Origin of the sequence: Ruegeria arenilitoris (assembly GCF_013030985.1) — a bacterium.
GTDB lineage: Bacteria > Pseudomonadota > Alphaproteobacteria > Rhodobacterales > Rhodobacteraceae > Ruegeria > Ruegeria arenilitoris_B.
The window spans coordinates 86,640-107,712 of the sequence record NZ_WPYP01000008.1 but is presented as its reverse complement, the minus strand read 5'-3'; the positions used below and the strand labels follow the sequence as shown (position 1 = coordinate 107,712).

At 60.5% G+C, this 21,073-nt stretch carries 15 protein-coding genes and 2 pseudogenes; 8 read left to right on the top strand and 9 right to left on the bottom strand.

The window, feature by feature from the left end:
* Positions 1–5 precede the first annotated feature (5 nt).
* A complete protein-coding gene (locus tag GOX88_RS16265) occupies positions 6–362 on the bottom strand; it encodes a hypothetical protein (RefSeq protein WP_170404027.1) in 357 nt (118 codons plus the stop codon).
* Positions 363–537: 175 nt separating this feature from the next.
* On the opposite strand from GOX88_RS16265, the gene GOX88_RS16260 reads away from it, so the two are divergent.
* From GOX88_RS16260 to GOX88_RS16250, 3 genes are all read left to right on the top strand, one after another.
* On the top strand, positions 538–1,371 hold the full coding sequence (locus GOX88_RS16260; protein ID WP_170404024.1) for a bifunctional allantoicase/(S)-ureidoglycine aminohydrolase: 834 nt from the start codon (positions 538–540) through the stop codon (positions 1,369–1,371).
* An 89-nt stretch (positions 1,372–1,460) separates the two neighbouring features.
* Positions 1,461–1,784: a hypothetical protein gene (locus tag GOX88_RS16255; protein ID WP_170404021.1), complete on the top strand. Its 324-nt coding sequence runs from the start codon at positions 1,461–1,463 to the stop codon at positions 1,782–1,784.
* Positions 1,785–1,838: 54 nt separating this feature from the next.
* The gene (locus tag GOX88_RS16250) at positions 1,839–2,825 is read left to right on the top strand and encodes a type I glyceraldehyde-3-phosphate dehydrogenase (protein WP_170404018.1); all 987 of its coding nucleotides are present in this window, start codon (positions 1,839–1,841) and stop codon (positions 2,823–2,825) included.
* Positions 2,826–2,925: 100 nt separating this feature from the next.
* Here GOX88_RS16250 and GOX88_RS16245 read toward each other — a convergent pair whose 3' ends face one another.
* Positions 2,926–3,414 (bottom strand): ureidoglycolate lyase, encoded by a 489-nt coding sequence (locus tag GOX88_RS16245; RefSeq protein ID WP_170404016.1) that lies wholly within the window; start codon positions 3,412–3,414, stop codon positions 2,926–2,928.
* Positions 3,411–4,829 (bottom strand): allantoinase PuuE, encoded by a 1,419-nt coding sequence (gene puuE, locus GOX88_RS16240; protein WP_170404013.1) that lies wholly within the window; start codon positions 4,827–4,829, stop codon positions 3,411–3,413. Before puuE ends, GOX88_RS16245 begins: the two co-directional genes overlap by 4 nt.
* A 161-nt stretch (positions 4,830–4,990) precedes the next feature.
* Between puuE and uraH the strand changes: the two genes are divergently transcribed.
* Positions 4,991–5,347, top strand: coding sequence for a hydroxyisourate hydrolase (gene uraH, locus GOX88_RS16235; RefSeq protein ID WP_170404010.1), 357 nt, complete (start codon positions 4,991–4,993; stop codon positions 5,345–5,347).
* A gap of 222 nt (positions 5,348–5,569) precedes the next feature.
* On the opposite strand, the pseudogene GOX88_RS16230 reads toward uraH, so the two are convergent.
* Positions 5,570–6,173: pseudogene (locus tag GOX88_RS16230) on the bottom strand (LysR family transcriptional regulator); the annotation flags it as partial.
* A gap of 95 nt (positions 6,174–6,268) precedes the next feature.
* Here GOX88_RS16230 and GOX88_RS16225 point away from each other — a divergent pair.
* The 3 genes and pseudogenes from GOX88_RS16225 to GOX88_RS16215 all read left to right on the top strand — a co-directional run bounded on the left by GOX88_RS16225 (position 6,269) and on the right by GOX88_RS16215 (position 13,512).
* Positions 6,269–7,482 (top strand): annotated as a pseudogene (locus GOX88_RS16225) (urate hydroxylase PuuD).
* A 145-nt stretch (positions 7,483–7,627) separates the two neighbouring features.
* Positions 7,628–9,433 (top strand): autotransporter assembly complex protein TamA, encoded by a 1,806-nt coding sequence (locus GOX88_RS16220; protein ID WP_170404007.1) that lies wholly within the window; start codon positions 7,628–7,630, stop codon positions 9,431–9,433.
* 41 nt (positions 9,434–9,474) lie between these two features.
* Complete coding sequence (locus GOX88_RS16215; protein WP_367648082.1) at positions 9,475–13,512, top strand: translocation/assembly module TamB domain-containing protein; 4,038 nt, start codon at positions 9,475–9,477, stop codon at positions 13,510–13,512.
* Between the two features lie 5 nt (positions 13,513–13,517).
* On the opposite strand, the gene GOX88_RS16210 is transcribed toward GOX88_RS16215, so the two are convergent.
* The 5 genes from GOX88_RS16210 to GOX88_RS16190 form a co-directional block, all read right to left on the bottom strand.
* Positions 13,518–14,030 carry a thioesterase family protein gene (locus tag GOX88_RS16210; RefSeq protein WP_254436200.1) on the bottom strand — a complete coding sequence of 171 codons (513 nt, stop codon included), beginning with the start codon at positions 14,028–14,030 and terminating at the stop codon, positions 13,518–13,520.
* The gene (locus GOX88_RS16205) at positions 14,023–14,811 is read right to left on the bottom strand and encodes a cyclase family protein (RefSeq protein ID WP_170404001.1); all 789 of its coding nucleotides are present in this window, start codon (positions 14,809–14,811) and stop codon (positions 14,023–14,025) included. The genes GOX88_RS16210 and GOX88_RS16205 overlap by 8 nt, the downstream gene beginning before the upstream one ends.
* A 112-nt stretch (positions 14,812–14,923) precedes the next feature.
* Positions 14,924–17,707, bottom strand: a complete 2,784-nt coding sequence (gene fdhF / locus GOX88_RS16200) for a formate dehydrogenase subunit alpha (protein WP_170403998.1) — start codon at positions 17,705–17,707, stop codon at positions 14,924–14,926.
* 13 nt (positions 17,708–17,720) lie between these two features.
* Positions 17,721–19,424 (bottom strand): NAD(P)H-dependent oxidoreductase subunit E, encoded by a 1,704-nt coding sequence (locus GOX88_RS16195; protein WP_170403995.1) that lies wholly within the window; start codon positions 19,422–19,424, stop codon positions 17,721–17,723.
* A gap of 85 nt (positions 19,425–19,509) precedes the next feature.
* The gene (locus GOX88_RS16190; RefSeq protein ID WP_170403993.1) at positions 19,510–20,391 is read right to left on the bottom strand and encodes a LysR family transcriptional regulator; all 882 of its coding nucleotides are present in this window, start codon (positions 20,389–20,391) and stop codon (positions 19,510–19,512) included.
* 237 nt (positions 20,392–20,628) lie between these two features.
* On the opposite strand from GOX88_RS16190, the gene GOX88_RS16185 reads away from it, so the two are divergent.
* A complete protein-coding gene (locus tag GOX88_RS16185) occupies positions 20,629–21,060 on the top strand; it encodes an ester cyclase (protein ID WP_170403990.1) in 432 nt (143 codons plus the stop codon).
* Positions 21,061–21,073: the final 13 nt, after the last annotated feature.

The window sequence follows — 21,073 nt, the reverse complement described above, 5'->3', positions numbered from 1 at the left end:
CCGGATCAGGGTGTCAGGATCCAATTGCCGCCCGCATCGCGGCAGCGACGGGTCCTGACCTCTCGGGTCTGGTCAGACCCTTCGGGTTGAATAAAGTGCTGCAGGTGAACACAATTGTCCCGCACATCACGCACGCGGATCGTGCCTTTCGATCCGGTGGCGTCATTCACCCAAGTGCTTTCTTCGCCTACCCGAGGTGTTCCTCCTGCAAGCATTGCGTTCGCAGTTACGTTCACAACTTCAAAATCCGCTGGCGTCAGTCCCATTTCTGCGATGATTCGGGAAATCGGTTTGGCTTGAACAACCGTCGCAGCTCCAAGAATAACAACCGCTGTCAGAGTAGAAGAAATCCAGGCTTTCATGATCGCCTCGCCTTGCTGAAAAAGATTTACATTCAAGAATATACCGGCAGCGAACCGGGGCCAAGCCCTGTTGCGCGACCTTCAAATCATCCCGAACAAACCTATCGCAACTCTGCCGCTTGGACCGGTAAGGTAATCTTCGCATAGCGCCCCAATCCCCAAGCAGAGGCACCCGATGGCACAACCCACCTACTACGCGCCCACAGGCGGCCACCCCGGTCAGGATCAGCTTTTGACCGACCGCGCCATGTTCACCGAGGCCTATGCGGTGATCCCCAAAGGCACGATGCGCGACATCGTCACCAGTGCGCTGCCGTTCTGGGAAAAAACCCGGCTCTGGGTGCTGTCCCGCCCGCTCAGCGGATTTGCCGAGACTTTTTCGCAATATATCATGGAGGTGCAGCCCGGCGGCGGCAGCGACCACCCCGAAACCGACCCGCAGGCGCAGGGCGTGCTGTTCGTGGTCGAAGCAGGGGTGACGCTGACATTGGGCGGTGAGGTTTACCAATTGGACACAGGCGGATACGCGTATATTCCAGCGGGTTCCGAATGGACCCTGCACAACGACACCGAAGAAACCGCCCGTTTCCACTGGGTCCGCAAGGCCTATGAGGCCGTCCCCGGCCTGCCCGCCCCAGATCCGATCATAACCAATGAACGCGACGTGACGCCTGTGGAAATGCCCGGGACTCAGGGCCGCTGGTCCACCACCCGCTTCGCCGACCCGCAGGACCTTCGGCACGACATGCACGTAAATATCGTCAATTTCGAACCCGGCGGTGTGATCCCCTTTGCTGAAACCCACGTGATGGAGCATGGCCTCTATGTGCTTGAAGGCAAGGCGGTCTACCGGCTCAATCAGGATTGGGTTGAGGTCGAGGCCGGCGATTACATGTGGCTGCGCGCTTTCTGCCCACAGGCCTGTTACGCGGGCGGTCCGGGGCGATTCCGCTATCTGCTTTACAAGGATGTGAACCGACACATGCCGCTGTCCTTGCACAAACGCTGACGCCAAATCGGCTTTTTCCGGCGCGGGGGTTCACAGAAGCGCTTTAATCTGGTGAAATAACACCGGTTTTTAGCACTGGAGATTGTTCAATGGTACTGCGCGGATCGATGCTGGCACTGGCAGCTGTAGTTGGCCTGACGGCCTTGGAGGCAACCCCCGTTGCCGCCAAAGAGGAAACCAAATCGGTATTCGTCATGAGCCGCACCTGGGCTGTTACACAAGTCTCGGATGCTCCGGTCGTGTATCGCGCAACCCGGGACAACAACAACCTGAACCCGTTTGGCCCGCCGCCGCGCCTGCGCACCATTCAGGCCATGGCAGCCATCCAGGCGGCGACCGGATGCAAGCCACTCCGGGCCAGCATGTATCAGAACATCTCTGGCCAGTTCTTCTCGCAAGTCAGCTGCAACTGACCTGAGATCGAAACGGGCATTGAGGTCGGCGCAACCCACTGCCATAGCTTGCGCATGAAACTTGCAATCAACGGATTCGGCCGCATCGGTCGCACGATCCTGCGGCAGCTGCTGGCTTTGCCGCAGGACAGTGATGTTGAACTGGTGCTGATCAACGACATCGCGCCGCTGGAAACCTGTGCCTATCTGTTCAAATACGACAGTACCTTCGGCCCCTACCCCGGTGCTGTCAAGGCCGGTGACGAGGCTCTGGTGGTCGACGGCCACACCATCCCGGTCACCCACAGCCCGGACCTGTCCCGCGTCGATCTGACCGGAGTCGATGTCCTGATGGACTGCACCGGCGTTGCGCGCACCTCGGACGTGGCCGGACAGGGGCTGACCGCCGGGGCAGGCAAAGTGCTGATCTCAGGCCCCTCGCCCGCCACCGAGGTGACCATCGTCCTGGGTGCGAATGAGGATCAGTTGGGCAACGCGCGGATCGTGTCGAACGCCTCCTGCACAACCAACGGGCTGGCCCCGCTGGTGAAGGTGTTGGACGGGATCGCAGGCATCGCCTCGGCTCACATGACAACGATCCATTGCTATACCAACAGTCAGCCCATGGTGGACGCACCACGCGGCGATCTGGCCCGGTCCCGCGCAGGGGCTTTGTCCATGGTCCCCACGACGACCAGTGCGACGCATCTGATCGACGAAGTCATGCCACACCTTGCAGGCCGCATTTCAGGCGCAGCGGTACGCGTTCCAACCGCCAGTGTGTCAGCCGTCGATCTGGTTGCGACGCTTGAACGCGGCATGTCCGCGTCTGCTTTTGAGGCGAAGCTGCGCAAAGCCGTCGCCCACTCCCCCGTACTCGGCTGGACCGATCACCCGCTGGTGTCTTCGGACCTGCGAACACGACCGGAATCACTGGTCATCGCGGGCCTCGAAACGCGCATGGTCAGGGAAAACCAAGTCCGTATATTCGGCTGGTATGACAACGAATGGGGCTTTTCGGCGCGAATGCTCGACGTCGCCCGACTTATGGCACAACCCTGACACGGGCGATACCGCAGCGGGCGGGCTTACCCGCGCGCTGCCCGGCCCAACGGGCCCCAAGCATCTTTGATGCGCCAGGGGCCGGGCGGGAGAGACGGCTTTAACCTGCCACCACCTCATAAGGTTCTTCGAACCACACCTTTTCCAGATTAGCCCCCTCTCCGATCCGGTCAACAACGGCAAACAGGCCCGGAGCGTGCAGCGGGGTCAGAACGCCATGCCACGTCCCCCGATGGTAATTCACTGCCTGACCGGCCGCGGTAACAAAGGCCAAAGGCTTACCCGGCCGCGCGTCCACATCCGGAGCGACGATGACCAGAAACGAATGCTGCGTCATTGGGATGAAGGCCTGACTGCCATCGGGGTGGCGTTCGACCATATCCAACCGATAGGGCAAGCTTCGCGGGTTGGCATTGAACAGGCTGATCCCTGCGCGCCCGTCGGAAAAATCCAAACCCGCGCGATCGTGATACCGACCGCACTGCCCCTGATTGATGATCCTGTCTGCTTTCCCCGCAACTTCCAACACATCGCCAAAGGGCGCAAAGGCATCTGCGGTCAGCGGCGCGGCAACGATCCGATGATTCATGAGGGCAACACGTCCCGCAAACGGAACTCCGCGATACGCTCGACCTGACGGCAGGCCTCGGCAAATTCCGTATCGCGGTCCTGTTCGATCCGCCGCTGAAACGCCTGCAGGATTGACGCCTTGTCGTGGTCACGCACGGCAATGATGAACGGGAACCCGAACGTATCAGTATAGCGCTGGTTCAGTTCGGTGAACGCGGCACGCTCCTCATCGGTCAATGCATCCAGCCCGGCCGAGGCCTGCTCGGACGTGCTTTCCTGCGTCAATCGCTTGGCCTGTGCCAGCTTGCCCGCCAGATCAGGGTGCGCGGTCAACACGCCCAGGCGTTCCTGCTCCGAAGCCGAGCGGAACATCCGTGCCAACGCGTTATGCAAGCCGCCCGCCGTGTCATGGGCCGGTCCAAGTTCCAGATCAAAGGCCCGCTCCGCAATCCATGCGGAATGCTCGAAAATGCCTCCATAAGCCGCGACAAACTCATCCCGTTGCATGTGCGACGGTTTCGGGTGCTGACCGGCGGGGTGCTGCGCCGCCCAATGTTCCGCAATCTGCAACCGCGTTGCGAACCAGACATCCGAGAACCCGCGCGCATAGTCCAGAAACCGCTTCAACGCCACTACCCGCCCGGGCCGCCCGATCAGGCGGCAATGCAACCCGATCGACAGCATTTTCGGCGCGCCGGCCTCACCCTCGGCATAGAGCGCATCGAAACTGTCCTTGAGGTAGGTGTAGAACTGATCACCCGAGTTGAACCCCTGCGGCGTGGCAAAGCGCATATCGTTGCAATCCAGCGTATAGGGGACGATCAACTGATCCCGCCCGCCGGTCTGCGTCCAAAAGGGCAGATCGTCGGCATAGGTATCGGCGACATAGGCAAAACCGCCCTCTTCGGCCACTAGCCGGACGGTGTTTTCGGAACAGCGCCCGGTATACCAACCGCGCGGGCGTTCTCCCACGACCTCGGTATGCAGGCGGATGGCCTCGACGATCTGCGCGCGCTCTTCATCCTCGGGCATGTCCTTGTGCTCGATCCATTTCAGGCCGTGGCTGGCAATCTCCCAGCCTGCCGATTTCATTGCCGCAACCTGATCCGGCGACCGGGCCAAGGCTGTCGCCACGCCATAAACCGTGATCGGCAGGTCCTGCATCAACCGATGTAGACGCCAGAATCCTGCGCGCGACCCGTATTCGTATATCGATTCCATATTCCAGTGGCGCTGCCCGGGCCATGCCGCAACACCCACGATCTCGGACAGGAACGCCTCGGACGCGGGATCGCCGTGCAGGATGTTGTTCTCGCCGCCCTCTTCGTAGTTCAGCACGATCTGCACAGCCAGCTTGGCACCGCCGGGCCATTTGGCGTCGGGCGGGTTGGCTCCGTATCCGATCATGTCACGAGGGTATCGAGGCGGCTGCATGGCGTCTTCCGTACTTGTGCGTTTCGTCAGCCTTAGCCCAGAAACACGCGATTGATTATCAAACTAATCCGAACGCTGTTTCCGGTTCTTTCGCCATTTCCACTGTTTCGAACTTTGCGCCAGACTGCGACAAAGCTTAAGACAAATCAAAGGAGGCCCTCGTGGCAGGTTATCTGACAACCCACGTTCTGGACACGGCACGCGGTTGCCCGGCCCAAGGGCTGCGGATGGCCCTGCACGAAATCACCGGGGACACCCGCCGCAAACTGGCCGAAACCGAGACGAATGCGGACGGCCGCACCAACAGCCCGATCCTACCGCAGGAGGAATTCAGAACGGGCAGCTACGAGTTGGTGTTCTATGCCGGAGACTACCTGCGTGCCACAGGTCAGGCGGCCGAGGACCCACTGTTTCTGGATCTGGTGCCGATCCGTTTCGGCATGTCCGATCCGAACGCGCATTACCACGTACCCTTGTTACTGTCACCTTACGGCTACTCGACCTATCGGGGCAGTTGAACGCGACCTGCAAGGCTCCCGCCCGTCGGCCGCCCCTGACGGGGCACCTCCCGTTGGGCCGGGCGCCACGCCTTTCAGGCGTGTCGCGGTCCCGTGCTCATTCCCCCGACCGTACAATTTGGCGCGACCGCGCCGCGGCTCTGCTGCGGCGCTTGGCCCAACGCTGTGTGGCGTCCGCAGGACGCAAACAGGGGCAGGGGCATTTACTTGTCCGAAGCCTCAGAATTCCGTTGCTCCGGGAAAGCGCAGGTTCAGGCATTCGTGCTTGCCCGAGATCAGGTCTGCACCTGTCTGCGTCATCCCCTTGCGCTGCACATAGTCTGGAGCGGCGCAAAGCACCCTTTGGCAATCGGCGATCTTGCGGATGCGCAAGGTGCTGTCTTCGGGCTGACCAAAAAAAAACGCCAGATCTAGCCCTTCAGTTGTCAGGTCCACAAACCGGTCCGTCAGGCGGAGACGGACATCGATCTCGGGGTATTCCTCCAGAAAAACAGGCACATGTGGTGCAAGCAGCCTGTGCCCTACCCCCAGTGGCGCTGCGACGAACAACGATCCGCGGTGCTTCGGTCAGGTTCACCACCTGCGCCTTGGCGTCGTCCACCGCATCCAACACCGCGACCGCACCGGGATAAAACGCCCGCCCCTGCTCGGTCGGGCTGAGGTTGCGCGTGGGGCGCTGGAACAGGCGCACGCCCAGGTGATCCTCAAACTGAGAAATCCGCGCCGAGGACACGGCCGGCGAAATCCGCAAATCGCGGCCAGCAGCGGACATGCTGCCCGGATCATAGACACGAACAATCGTGCGGATATTGTCGAGATAGGACATCTTATCGTTTTTTTTGATACAATTTGACAATATACGGGAATACCGGAGAAAAGCCCGTTGGCCTGTGTGACGGTAACTTACCTGAGAAACCTCTCATGTTCGAATTCGCCGTGTTCTGGGATTGGATGGGTTTTGCCGTGCGCTGGCTGCACGTCATCACCGCGATTGCCTGGATCGGATGGTCCTTCTACTTCATCACGCTGGACCTTGGCCTTAACCGAAACATCCCCGGCCCGGCGGATGGCGAGGAATGGCAGGTGCATGGCGGCGGCTTTTATCACCTCCAGAAATACCTGGTCGCGCCCGGGCGGATGCCGGACCACCTGACCTGATTCAAATGGGAAAGCTACGCAACCTGGCTCAGCGGTGCAGCGCTGTTGATGCTCGTCTATTGGGTCGGCAGTGAGTTGTATCTGATCGACGCCGAAATGGCCGATTTGGCACTGTGGCTGGGGATCCTTATCTCTGCGGCCTCGTTGACCGTGGGCTGGCTGATCTATGATTTCCTGTGCAAATCCGGGCTGGGGGAACGTCCCACCCTGCTGCTGTTCGTTCTGCTGGTGGCGGTGGGCTGGGGGTATAACCAGATCTTCACCGGCCGGGCAATGATGCTGCATCTGGGGGCTTTTATCGCCACGATCATGACTGCAAACGTGTTCTTCATCATCATGCCAAACCAGCGGTTCGTGGTGGATGATCTGAAGAATGGTCGCACGCCGGACCCGAAATACGGCAAGATCGACAAGCTGCGCTCCACCCACAACAACTACCTGACGCTGCCGGTCGTGTTCCTGATGCTGTCCAACCACTACCCGCTGGCCTTTGCGACCGAATACAACTGGATCATCGCCGCACTGGTGTTCTTGATGGGTGTCACCATCCGGCACTATTTCAACACCCGCCACGCCCGCTCCGGGAACCCGACCTGGACCTGGGCGGTTGCCGCGATGAGGTTCATTGCCATCATGTGGCTGTCCACCGCGCCCATGTACAAACCGCTGGAAGAGGCCGAGATGCAGCCGCTGACGCCCTTTGAACAGAAATTCGCCGCCGCAGACGGCTTTGAAGATGCTAAAGACGTTGTATTGGCCGTTGTTCCATGTGCCATGCCCGCGAACCGGTGTGGGAGGGTATTCAGTGGGCCCCAAAAGGCGTGCCGCTGGAAACCGAAGGCGATATCGCCCGCAATGCCAGACAAATCTATCTGCAGACGGGCGTCAGTCACGCCATGCCGCCAGCCAACGTGACCTACATGGAGCCCGAAGACCGCGCCGCGATCGTCCGCTGGTTCAGAAATGCCGGGTCCTGATCACAACAGGGCCCATTAATTCGGCATTGTTTTCGATAACCTCTTTCCCTGCGCAGAAACTGATGCTCTAACATGAATGAAACCAGCCGTCGCTTTGCATAAGACGGCGAAATTGATTTCGACTTGGGGCAGTTGGAGCCATTCGATGCCGGGACGCAGGCCGCGGGCCTTTGTGAAAAATTGCCTTCTTGGCATGGCCGCCGCCGCTCTACCTTCATCACTGGCTGCGCTTGAAACGACGCTCTCGGCACCGGGTGCTCCGAAGGCGCTGATCGAACGCATCGAAGAGACATCCTCGGTCGCGACCGCCGAAAACAGGGGACTGGATACGCCGCTGGAAATCCTGTCCGCGGCGTTGTCGGATTACCGCACCATCGTTCAGATTCTGTATGACGAGGGCTATTTCAGCCCGGTCGTCAGCATCAAGCTGGACGGGCAGGAAGCTGCGGACATGAGCTCGCTCACCGTGCCCAACGCGATCAACCGCGCCGTCATCACGGTGAATACCGGCCCCACCTTCACGTTCGGCACCGCCGTCGTTGAACCGGTTGCGCCGGGCACGGTCCTGCCCGAAGAGTTTGCCCCCGGCAAGCTGGCCACGACCGGCGCCATCCAACAGGCGGCGTCAGCTGGGGTTCAAGGCTGGCGCGAGACCGGCCACGCAAAGGCGGCAGTCGAAGGTCAAAAGGTCATCGCCCGTCACGCGCAAGATCGGCTGGACGCCGAGATCGACCTTGCACCGGGTCCGCAGCTGACCTTTGGCAAGATGATCATCAAGGGCGACACGGATGTCCGCTACCGGTCGATTGAAAAGATCGCCGGTTTCCCCTCGGGCGAGGTGTATTCACCAGAGAAAATCCAGAAGGTAGGCACGCGGTTGCGCCGCACCGGCACGTTCAGCGTCGTGTCGATCAAGGAACATGAAACTCCCAACCCCGACGGCACACTGGATTTCGACGCCACGTTCGAAGACATGCCCAAACGCCGCCTGACCTTCGGGGTCGAGCTTGCCTCGAACGCAGGGTTGGATGTGACCGCAACCTGGACCCACCGAAACGTGTTCCGCCGCGCGGAACGGTTGCGGTTCGAAGCAGCGCTGCGCAACATCGGCGGGTCCGAGGACCTGGATGGCCGTATCGGCCTGCGTCTGGATCAGCCCGACCGGCTGGGCCCGGATGACAACACCTTCTGGAGCGCGCTGCTGGAGCGGCGCAATACCGAGAACTACAACGTATCGGTCGCGTCGCTGGCCTATGGTGCGCGGCGCACCTTCTCTGACCGGCTCTATGCCGAAGCCTCGGCCGGTTTCCAATGGTCGGATGCAGATGATGCCTATGGCAGTGGCCGCAAGTTTCGATATTTCATCATCCCGCTCCGGTCGGAATGGGATGAACGTGACAGCAAGGTCAGCGCCACACGCGGGTTCTATCTGGACTCGCAAGCGATGCCTTTCGTCGGCCTGTCCGGCACTCACAACGGCATTCGGCTGTTCTTTGACGGGCGCGGTTACACCAGCCTCAACACCGGAGGACGGCTGGTACTGGCGGGCCGTGTTCAGCTGGGATCGGTGATTGGCCCCTCTCCCAGCGGTGTGACGCCGGATTTCCTGTTCTTCTCGGGCGGTGCGGGAACCGTGCGCGGGCAACCCTTTGAAAGCCTCGGCATTCCGGTCAACGGTGGCGTAGCTGGGGGCAAGTCCTTCCTTGGGCTGTCCGGCGAGGTTCGCGGAAAGATCACAGACACAATATCCCTTGTCGGATTTTACGATTTCGGTACCGTGGACACGTCGTCCTTTATCGGCAGCGATGCTGAATACCACTCGGGCGCCGGCCTTGGGGTGCGGTATGATCTGGGCGGGTTCGGCCCGCTGCGTCTGGACCTGGCCTTGCCCGTGCAGGGCGAGACCGGCAGCGGGCTGCAGTTCTATATCGGGATCGGACAGGCATTTTGATACGGCGTTATTCATATCCCGTTCTGACCACGATACTGATCGTGACCGCCCCTCCCGTGATCGCGCAGGAGGATGATGGCGGCGGAAGTATGTTGGAGCGTTTCCTGCAGGACACGCTGTCGGGCGATGATCAGAACGTCACCGTCAAAGGCCTGCAAGGCGCGTTGAGCGCGCGCGCCACGATCCAGGAGATCACCGTCTCGGACGATGAAGGTGTCTGGCTGACCATCAAGGATGCCGAGCTGGATTGGAACCGACTGGCCCTGATCCGGGGGCGGTTTTCCGTCAATGCCCTGACGGCGCAAGAGATCGACATCGCCCGCACCCCCGGCACAACCACCAAAGAGGCCCCGCCGCCTTCGGTCGAAACACAGCCTTTTCAACTGCCCGAACTGCCTGTTTCTATTGAGATTGGCGAGATCCGGGTGGATGAGCTGTTGCTGGGTGAGCCTCTGATCGGGGTCTCTGCGGCTTTGTCTGTGACCGGCAACCTGTCGCTGGCCGATGGCACGTTGGACACCAACCTGGATATTACCCGACTGGACCGCGCCGGTGACAGGATCAAGCTGACCGCCGGGTTCCAGAACGCGTCGCGCGAAATCAATCTGGATCTGGACGTGAACGAGGCCGAGGGCGGCCTGATTTCAACCGCACTGAAGATCCCAGACAGTCCTCCGATCGGCTTTACCGCCAAAGGCGCAGGCCCCCTGACCGATTTCACTGCCGATATCGCGCTGAGCAGTGACAAACAGCCTCGGGTGACAGGACAGGTTGAGCTGCGAGCAGCAGAAACCGGAGCGGCGGACGGGATCGCCTTTACCGCCGATCTGGGGGGTGACCTGACCCCCTTCATGGCCGAGGATTTGGACCCGTTCTTTGGCACCAAGACACGGCTTTTCGTGGACGGTCAAACCAAACCGCAAGGAGCTTTGGACATCCCCGATCTGGAACTGACCACGCAGGCTTTGGACCTGAAAGGTGAGTTACAGCTGGCCGAAGGCGGCACCCTGAAACTTGCGGCTTTACAGGGCCGGATCACTCCGCCGGACGGGAATACCGTAGTGCTGCCGGTTGCGGGCGGCGATACCTCGATCGAGGCGGCGCAGATTTCCGCCCTGTTCGATCAGAAAAACGGAAACCTGTGGGATCTGAGCCTGACCGCAGACGCGTTTCAGTCGCCGCAGGCAAAACTCGACAATGCCCGGATCACTGCGCAGGGCACCTTGGAACAAGGCGAGGCGTTCACCGTTACAGGTGATCTGCAGGCCATCGTTGACGGGATCGACCTGAACGATCAGGCGCTGAACACCGCTTTGGGCCAACGCATCACGCTGGACGGTCAGTTCGACTATGGCAGCGATCAGTCCCTGAACCTGTCCGGGTTCGAGCTGGTGGGAACTGATTACACGCTGGCGCTGGATGCACTGATCGACGGGCTGACCAGCGGGTTGACGGTTGATGGTTCGGCCAAGCTTGATGCGTCCGACCTGGCGCGCTTTTCGGACCTGGCGCAGATGGACTTGGGCGGTGAGGCTTCTGTCCGGGTCGAGGGGAAAGGCTCTCCGCTGGAACGCAGCTTTGACGGCAAAGTGGTGGTCGAGGGCCGCGATCTGGTCACAGGCCGCGACGATATCGACCCGGTCATCAAGGGCGAGACCACGATCACGCTGGACGCCAGCCGTGGCAGCGACGGCATCACCATCCGCGAATTCGACCTGAACAGCGAGGCCGCGCAGGCGCAGGCCAGCGGCGAGGTCACGACACCCGACGGCAACCTGACCATCGACGGGCAGGCCAGGGTGAATGCGCCTGACCTGTCGGTCTTCTCCGGGCTGGCCAAACGCGAACTGGACGGCAGCCTGAAGGCGGAACTGGATGGCAAAGGTACGGTGCAAACGCTGGAATTCGACGGCACAGCCAGCGTAACCGGGCAGGACATCAAGACAGGCATGACCGACCTTGATCCTTTGCTGACCGGCAAAACCGTGATCACCTGGGACGGTGCGCGCGCAACCGACAAGATCGACATTCGAAAGGCGACGATCAACGGCAAAGCCCTGACCGCACAGGTCGCCGCAACGGTCGACGACCCCACCGGCGACCTGGCTGTGGATGGAAGCGCCAAGGTGAATGCTCCCGATCTGTCGCTGTTCTCAGGGCTCGCCAAACGCGATCTGGCCGGGTCGATCGCAGCCAACCTTCAAGGCAGCGCAGCCCTTGCCAGCAAGGCTTTCGACATTCAGGGCAGCGTGAATGCGGACGACATTCAAACCGGCATCGAGTTGGTCGATAAGCTGATCCAGGGCCGCACAACCCTGAATGTCGATGCCGAGAAAAATCAGGAAGGTGTCGATATCCGCACCTTCCGGCTTCAGGGCACCGCCCTGTCTGCCTCTGCATCGGGCAAGTTGGACCGTGACGCCGGCGGGCTGAATTTCACGGCAAAGCTTGACGATGTGTCCCGCGTCCTGACCACGATGTCCGGGCCGTTGACACTGGAGGGCAACGTCGCCCCAACCGGATCGGGGCTTGAGGGCACCATGCGACTGAACGGGCCGGACAGCTCTTATGCAGCGCTGACAGGAACCGTGGACACAGATGGCACCGCCGATTTGGATTTTGACGCCAAGCTGAACAAGATCGAGCGTTTCGCACCCGAATTCCCCGGCACCATCGCAGCAACAGGAAACGCCAAACGTAAAAGCGGCGTATGGACCATCGATGGTTCGGCCAATGGCCCCGCCGAAATCAGCAGCACGGTCGCGGGCACCTTCGACGAAAACAGCGGCGAGGCCGATCTGCGGGCCCAGGGCGGTGTCAACCTCGGGGTCGCCAACCTGTTTATCTCGCCCAACAAAATCGACGGAACGGCCCGGCATAATCTGCGGCTAAAGGGCAAACCTGCGCTCGAATCTCTCAGTGGTTCCATCACGACCTCGGGGACATCGCTGGCAATCCCCGAAGCAGGGCAAACGATCACAGGCATCAGCGGCTCGGTAGAACTGGCGCAAAGCCGGGCCACGATCTCGTTGAATGGCGGGATGCGCGCGGGCGGCAACTTTACCGTTTCGGGCCCGCTGGACCTGACGCCGCCGCTCAATGCAAACATCGTCACACGCCTCAACCAGCTCGTGGTTACCGACAAGCTGCTCTATGAAACCACACTGAACGGCGAAATCGCCCTGACCGGAGCCTTGGCCGGCAACAGCGCCCTTTCCGGCCAGATCACGTTTGAAGAAACCAACATCAACCTCGCCGCCGCAGCCGGGGCCGTTGGGGCCGCTCCGATCCCCGAAATCGAGCATATCAATGAAAGCCGGGCCAGCTACATCACCCGTGAACGGGCACGGCTGATTGCCGAGGAAGGGGCCTCCAAAAGCGATTCCCGTATGGCGCTGGATATCAGCCTGCTGGCCCCCAAAGCCGTTTTCGTGCGCGGCCGTGGCGTGAATGCTGAACTGGGCGGAAACCTGTTTATCGGGGGCACAACTGCAGCGGTCATACCCTCGGGCCAGATCGAACTGATCCGGGGTAATTTTGACATTCTGGGCCGCAGGCTGGCGCTGACCAAGGGGATTGTCACCCTGCAGGGGGACCTGACGCCGTATATCGAGTTCGCGTCGTCTACCAGCACATCCGAAGGCACCGCCACGATTGAAATCTCTGGTCCGCTGGATGCGCCCGAGGTTGATGTCTATTCCGACCCCGAGCGCCCGGCAGAAGAGGCCCTGGCCATGCTGTTGTTCGGCAACAGCTTCTCGGAATTGTCACCCTTTGTCATTGCCCAGATGGCTGCATCCCTGGCGCAGCTCAGCGGCGCGGGGGGCGACGCGACCAAGGGATTGCGCGATTCGACTGGCGTTGACACGGTGGACATCGGCGCCACTGCGGGCGGCGCTGGCCGCCTGGGGGCCGGAGCCTATCTGAGCGACAACCTCTATACCGATTTCACAGTCAACACCGAGGGCGACACCGAGGTGAACCTGAACCTGGACGTCACCGACAGTTTCACGGTGCGCGGAACGGTAGACGGTCGGGGCGAAACCGGTCTGGGCCTGTTTTTCGAACGGGATTACTGAGGGCGTTATTTCCGCCGGATGCCAATCGCCTGCCCGACCTGCATCGCGGCGTCCAGCCCGGCGTGATCGTGGACCATGCGGCCCAGCCTGGCGTCTGCCCAATCGGGGTAGGGCTCGGACCGTCCGGTGGTATGGCTGACATTCATGAACAGCGCTTCCTGCGTGGCGCAGACCGCATCGTCCTTTTCTGAAAGCATCTGGGCGAAGTAGTGCCCGCGCTTCTGATCTGAATCCAACATCCGAAAGCGGAAATAGAACGGCTCGTCCGGCTGGACCTCGCGCAGAAAATTCATGTGGGATTGCAGGACATACGGCCCCTGCCCCAGCGCCTTGACCTGCACCTCACCCAGCCCGAGGTGATCAACCATCAGCTTTTCCAGCGCCATATCGAAGGCCACACCGTAATAGCCCACGTTCATGTGACCGTTGTAATCGATCCATTCTGGCAGAACCGTGAACCCGCGGATTTCCACTGGCGCATCATACGGGCCATCATGTCCGCTGAGTGGTTTATTCATCATCGTCCTCCTCAAAGATCGCAACAGCCCGCACAAAGCCCGCAGACGCCCCTTTGATCTTGAACGGAAAACACGAGATTTCGAACCCGGTGGGTGGCAGGTCTTCGAGGTTGGTCAGCTTTTCGATATGGCAATAGCCGATCTCCATCGAGGCGCGATGCCCCTCCCAGATGATCGAGGCGTCCTTGGTTTCGGCATATTCCTGTGCGGTCAGGGGAAAAGGCGCATCCCAGCTCCAGGCATCGGTGCCGGTTACGCGCACACCGCGTTCGGTCAGGTACAAGGTCGCCTCGCGTCCCATACCGCAGCCTTTCATCAGATAGTCCGGCTGGCCGTACTGCGTGCCCGCCGAAGTATTGACGATCACGATATCCAGCGGCTGCAGGTCATGGCCGATCCGTTTCAACTCGGCTTCGACATCGGCCGCAGTCGCGACATAGCCATCGTCGAAATGCCGGAAATCCAGTTTCACGCCGGGATTCATGCACCATTCCAGCGGCACCTCATCGATGGTGATCGCCCGCTCGCCGTTATTCATGGTCGAGTGATGGTGATAGGGCGCATCCAGATGGGTGCCGTTATGGGTGGCGATCTGCAGCCGTTCGATGGCCCAGCCCTCGCCGCCCGGAAGGTCGTCTTTCTGAAGGCCGGGAAAGAACGCCATCACCTGTTCAGCGGTTTGGTCATGCGTCAGATACTCGATCTCGGGCAGCATGATCGGCGGGTCGGATACGATCCCGGTTTCCAGCGGAACCGACAGATCGACAAAACGGCGGGCCATATGCTCCTCCATTACCAAGGTGATGACAGGTTTGGCCGCAAGCAACACTCTGTCAAGGAAAGAAAAAAGGCGACCCTTGGGGCCGCCTTTCCTGGAATTGTAAGTGTCGGTCTTATTCCGCCGCGACGGCGTCTTCGATCTTATCGACCCGGATCGCCGAGAACTTGAACTCGGGGATCTTGCCATAGGGATCGACGGCCGAGTTGGTCAGGACGTTCGCCGCCGCCTCGACATAGGCAAACGGGATGAACACCATGTCCTCGGCAATCGCCCGGTCGGCCCGCGCCATGATCTCGATCGAGCCGCGACGGGTGGTCAGACGGATCATCTCACCCGGTTCGATCCCCATCAGCTTGAGCGTACGCGGGTTCAGCGAACAGTTCGCCTCGGGCTCCACCGCGTCCAGAACATTGGATCGGCGGGTCATCGAACCGGTGTGCCAATGTTCCAGCTGACGGCCGGTGGTGGCGATCATCGGGTATTCGTCATCCGGGGCCTCATCCGGCGGGATCACACTGGCCGGCGTGAACCGCGCCCGGCCTTCCGCGCGCGGGAAACCGTCACCGAACACGATCGCCTGCCCCGGGTCTGTCTCGGACAGCGACGGGTAGGTGATGGTTTCGGTCTCCAGTCGCTCCCACGTGATGTTGTTGAGCGAGTTCATCGTCAACTTCATCTCGGCAAAGACCTGAGACACGTCGGTGTAATCCCAATTCAGACCGATCCGCTGCGCCAATTCGACAGTGATCTTCCAATCCTCGCGCGCCTCACCCGGAGGGGCCACGGCCGGACGCACACGCTGTACCTGACGGTTGGTGTTCGACACGGTGCCGTTCTTTTCATACAGCGCCGAGGCCGGCAGGATGATATCGGCATAGTTCGCCGTCTCGGTCAGGAAGATGTCCTGCACGATCATCAGGTCCAGCTTGGCCAGCGCTTCTCGGGCGTGGTTCACATCGGGGTCGGACATGGCCGGGTTTTCACCCATGATGTACATGCCCTTGATGTTGCCCGCATAGGCCTGGTCGATGATCTCGGTGACGGTCAGACCTTTCTCGTTCGAGAAGTCGTCCGAATTCCAGACCTCGTTGAACTTGGCGCGGATGCCGTCATCCGTCACAGTCTGGTAGTCCGGCAGGAACATCGGGATCAGGCCCGCGTCGGATGCACCCTGCACGTTGTTCTGACCGCGCAGCGGGTGCAGACCCGCGCCGGGCTTGCCAACGTTACCGGTCATCAGGGCCAGCGAGATCAGGCAGCGCGAGTTGTCGGTGCCGTGGATGTGCTGGCTGACGCCCATACCCCAGAAGATCAGACCGGCCTTGGCCTGCGCAAAGGTGCGCGCGACACGGCGCAGCTGATCCGGTTCGATGCCACAGATTGGCGACATCGCCTCGGGCGTGAACTGGCGCAGATGCTCCTTCTCGGCCTCCCAGTTCTCGGTCCAGCGGTGGATGTACTGGCTGTCATACAGCTCTTCCTCGACGATCACGTTCATGATCGCGTTCAGCATCGAGACGTCAGCACCCGGACGGAACTGCAGCATTTCGTCGGCAAACTTGCGCATTCCAACGCCGCGCGGGTCCATCACGATCAGCTTGCCACCGCGCTTGGTGAACTGCTTGAAGTAGGTCGCCGCGACGGGGTGGTTCTCGATCGGGTTCGACCCGATGATGATCGCCACATCCGCGTTTTCGATCTCGTTGAAGGTCGCGGTTACCGCGCCGGAACCGACGTTCTCGATCAGAGCCGCAACGGACGACGCGTGGCACAGACGGGTGCAGTGGTCGACGTTGTTGTGCTTGAAGCCCTGACGGATGAACTTCTGGAACAGATACGCCTCTTCGTTGGTGCACTTGGCCGAGCCAAAGCCCGCAACGCTGCGCGGGTCTTCTTCGCGCAGGGTCTTCAGCTTGGTGGCGGCCAGTTCCATCGCCTCTTCCCAGGTCGCTTCGCGGAAATGGGTCGACAGGTTACCCGGATCGACGTTCAGACCTTTGGCCGGTGCGTCCTCACGACGGATCAGCGGCTTGGTCAGACGATGCGGGTGGTGGATGTAGTCAAAGCCAAAGCGGCCTTTGACACACAGACGGCCTTCGTTTGCGGGGCCGTTGATGCCCTCGACATACTTGACCTTGCCGTCCTTGACCTTCAGCGAGACCTTACAACCCACGCCACAGAACGGGCAGACGCTTTCAGTCTCGGAATCGTAGTCCTTGCTGTCACCCTTTTGCTGGTCATCCAGCACGGTCGCAGGCATCAGCGCGCCGGTCGGACAGGCCTGAACGCATTCACCACAGGCAACGCAGGTTGAATCACCCATCGGGTCGTTCTGGTCGAACACCACCTGCGCCGTATGGCCACGACCGGCCATGCCGATCACGTCGTTCACCTGCACTTCACGGCAGGCCCGGACGCAAAGGTTGCAGTTGATGCAAGCGTCCAGATTGACGCGCATCGCAACGTGGCTGTCATCCAGCAGAGGGATTTTCTCAGCCTCTTTTGCCGGGAAACGGCTGTCGCTGACATCGTTCAGCTTGGCCATGTCCCAGAAATGGCTGGAGGTATCGTGCGCCTCTTCGGGCTGGTCGGCGACCAGCAGCTCCATGACCATGGCGCGCGACTTCTCAGCACGGTCGCTGTCGGTCTTGACGACCATACCGTCCGCTGCGGGGCGGATGCACGAAGCGACCAGAGTGCGCTCACCTTCCACCTCGACCATACAGGCGCGGCAGTTGCCATCCGGGCGATAACCCGGCTGCGGCTTGTGGCACAGGTGCGGAATGGTGAACCCCTGCCCCTTGGCGGCTTCCCAGATAGTCCAGCCCTCGGGCACGGTGACGTCTTCGCCGTTCAGGTTGAAGGTGACGGTCTTGTTTGGGCTTGCATCAAGCATGGCTCTGTCTCCCTCAGATTTCGTCAGCGAAATGTTTCATGACAAGGCGGATCGGGTTCGGAGCAGCCTGCCCCAGACCACAGATCGAGGCATCGCCCATGACCTGGCACAGATCTTCCAGCAGATCAGTATCCCATTTGTCGGCCTGCATCAGCTTTACCGCCTTTTCGCAGCCCGCCCGGCAGGGCGTGCATTGGCCACAGCTTTCGTCTTCGAAGAACCGCAACATGTTCAGCGCGGCATCGCGGGCAGTATCCTGATCGGACAGAACCACCACCGCAGCGGAGCCGATGAAAGTGCCATGCGGTTGCAGCGTGTCGAAATCCAGAGGGATATCGTCCATTGACGCGGGCAGCAGACCCGAGGATGGGCCACCCGGCTGATACGCCTTGAAGGTCTGGCCTTCGGCCATTCCGCCGGCGGCCTCAATCACATCCAGAATGGTCGAGCCCGCGGGCAGCAGGTAAACGCCTGGCTTCGCCACACGGCCCGAGACCGAATAGCTACGCAGCCCCTTTCGGCCATTCTTTTCGGTGCTGTTGAGGCACTCGGGCCCCTCGCGGCAGACTTTGGTGACCCAATACAGCGTCTCGACATTGTGCACGAGCGTCGGGCGGTTGAAGACCCCAACCTGCGCCACGAACGGAGGACGATGACGCGGAAGGCCTTTCTTGCCCTCGATGGATTCGATCATCGCGGATTCTTCGCCGCAGATGTAGGCACCGGCACCCCTGCGCAGGTCGATGTAACCCGGCTCAACAATCCCGGCGTCTTCCAGTGCAGCGATCTCGCGCCGCAGAATTTCCAGAACCGCCGGATATTCGTCGCGCATATAGATAAAGCAGGTCTCGGCCTCGACGGCCCAGGCTGCGATCAGCATCCCTTCGAGGAAGACATGCGGTGTGCGCTCCAGGTAATAGCGGTCCTTGAACGTGCCCGGTTCGCCTTCGTCCCCGTTCACAGCCAAATAGCGCGGGCCTTCGTTCATGCGAACAAAGCCCCATTTCTTGCCGGACGGGAAACCAGCCCCGCCCAGACCACGCAGGCCCGAGGACAGGACGTCTTCCTGCACGTTCTCCCAATCGCCGCCGTCGCGCAGCTCTTTCAGCTTGGCGTAACCTCCATTGGCCTCATAAGCGGCAAAGGCTTCGTAATCGGGCAGATGAGCATGGGTGTCATCGGCAGCAATCGCGGCCTGAACCTTTTCGGGGGTCGCATGGTCGATATGGTTGTGACCGATCTCAAGCACCGGGGCGGTGTCGCAACGGCCCATGCAGGGCGCGCGGACAACACGAACCTCAGCCGGGTCCAGACCATCTTCCAGCGCCTTCTGCAATTGCTCGGCACCGGCCATTTCACAGGACAGGGAATCACAAACCCGGATGGTCAACGCCGGAGGAGGCGTCTCGCCTTCTTTCACCACATCGAAATGGGCGTAGAAGGTCGCGGTTTCATAAATCTCGGCCTGTCCGATCCGCATCTCGACCGCAAGCGCGGCGATGTGGTCGGCGCTGATATGGCCGTGTTCGTCCTGAATCAAATGCAGGAATTCGATCAGCAGGTCGCGGCGGCGCGGGCGGTCGCCCAGCAGGCGATGAATCTCAGCCTGCGCCTCATCCGTGAACTGACGGCCTTTGGGCGTATGCCGCCCCTTGCCTTTACCTGACTTCCAGACGCCCTTGGGTGCGCCTGATGGCTTGGTGTCTAATGGTGCCATGATGCCCTCCGATTGAGGCTCCGTGTCTCATCAGAATAACATATCGTCAAATCGCTTATCGCAATCGCACGATAACGACACCTTATCACCGCAAAGACGTCACCACAGCCCGCAACGCCTCGACCGTGGGCAGCTCAGGATCACGGGACAGGGTCGCCAGACAAATCGGTTTGCTGACAATGGGATCGACCAGAGGCAGCACTTTCGTACCCTTCAGATCACCCAGCGCGCGGATCAACACGCGCGGTACCACGGTGGCTGCCAACCCCTCGCGCGCCATGACCATCGAGGCGGTGAATCCGCTGGTTTCCGCGACAACCTGCGGGTGCAGCCCCTGTTCGGCAAATATCCGTTCCAAAATGCGCCGGTTCTGCATCTGCGGCTCCAAAAGGCTGAGCGGGAACTCGGCCACCCGCGCCCAGGGGATCGGGCCGGACTCGCCGGTCATGTGCGATGGGACCAGCAGCACATAGGTCTCTTCATATAATGGCTGCACCTGCCGCAGATCGGTGCCGATACTGTCACCATAGGTGATGCCCGCGTCCAGACTGCCCTCATCCAAGCGATGCTGAATCGCGGTGGCCGACATGGTTTCGATCCGGGTGATGATGCGGGGGTGCGCTTGTCGCAGGCGTTTGGTCAGACGGCCAGTGAAGGCAATTGCTGTCGGGATCACGCCCAGAATCAGCGTGCCGGTGATCTCGCCCTTGGCGGCCAGAACCTGCTGCTCCAGAGCTTTAGTGTCGTCGAGGATACGCCGCGCCCGCTGGACGATCATCTCGCCCTCTTCGGTCAAGCCTTGAAACCGGTTGGCACGTCGGACGATCGAGACACCCAGCCGGTCCTCAAGATTGCGAATGCGCATCGAAAACGCAGGCTGCGAAATCCCACATTCCTCAGCCGCCTTGGCAAAATGCTGATGCCGCGCCAAAGCGCTGAGCAATTGCAGGTCGCGGATTTCGATCATGCCATTGTTTCTTCTTGAAGTAAGAAGCGCAGAGTAGCGCGTTTACAGCCCGGTGAAAGCACTTGTTGCGACCCGGCGCGCTCCAAATTGCAATTTCCCCAATCGAAACGAGCACGTTATCGTGTCCGAAGTCGTCATAATGGACGGAAGAGGTCAATGGTTAGAAAGTACATCAGCTTGGTCACGTGCAGTTGGGCACTGGCGATTTTCCTGGCCTTTGCCACAGGAGGAGGTGTGATGGCACAACAAACTGACAATTCCGCAGCAAAAGACCTGTCCCGGCAGGCCGTTGAAATGTGGGCAGCAGAGTCCACGATTGACGAGTCGATATTCGCCGAAGGGTATCAAAACCATCAGGCACCTTTGGCCACCGGCGGCACCGGTAGCGTCGATTTAGCCACCTGGGCCAGTATTGTTGCGGACAACCACAAGGCCTTTCCCGATCTGAAAGTCGAGATATTTAGTCAAATCGCCGAAGGTGATCGCGTGTCCACCCATTGGCGGTTCTATGGAACTCAGAAGGGTTCATACCTTGGTGTTCCCGCCTCTGACCGTCCGGTAAACTGGACCGGTGTTCAGATCGACCGGATCGCCGATGGAAAGATTGCAGAAAGCTGGGTCGTCTGGGATTTCTTCACACAACGGCAGGAACTTGAACTCGGAAACTAGTCTCAATGGCTTA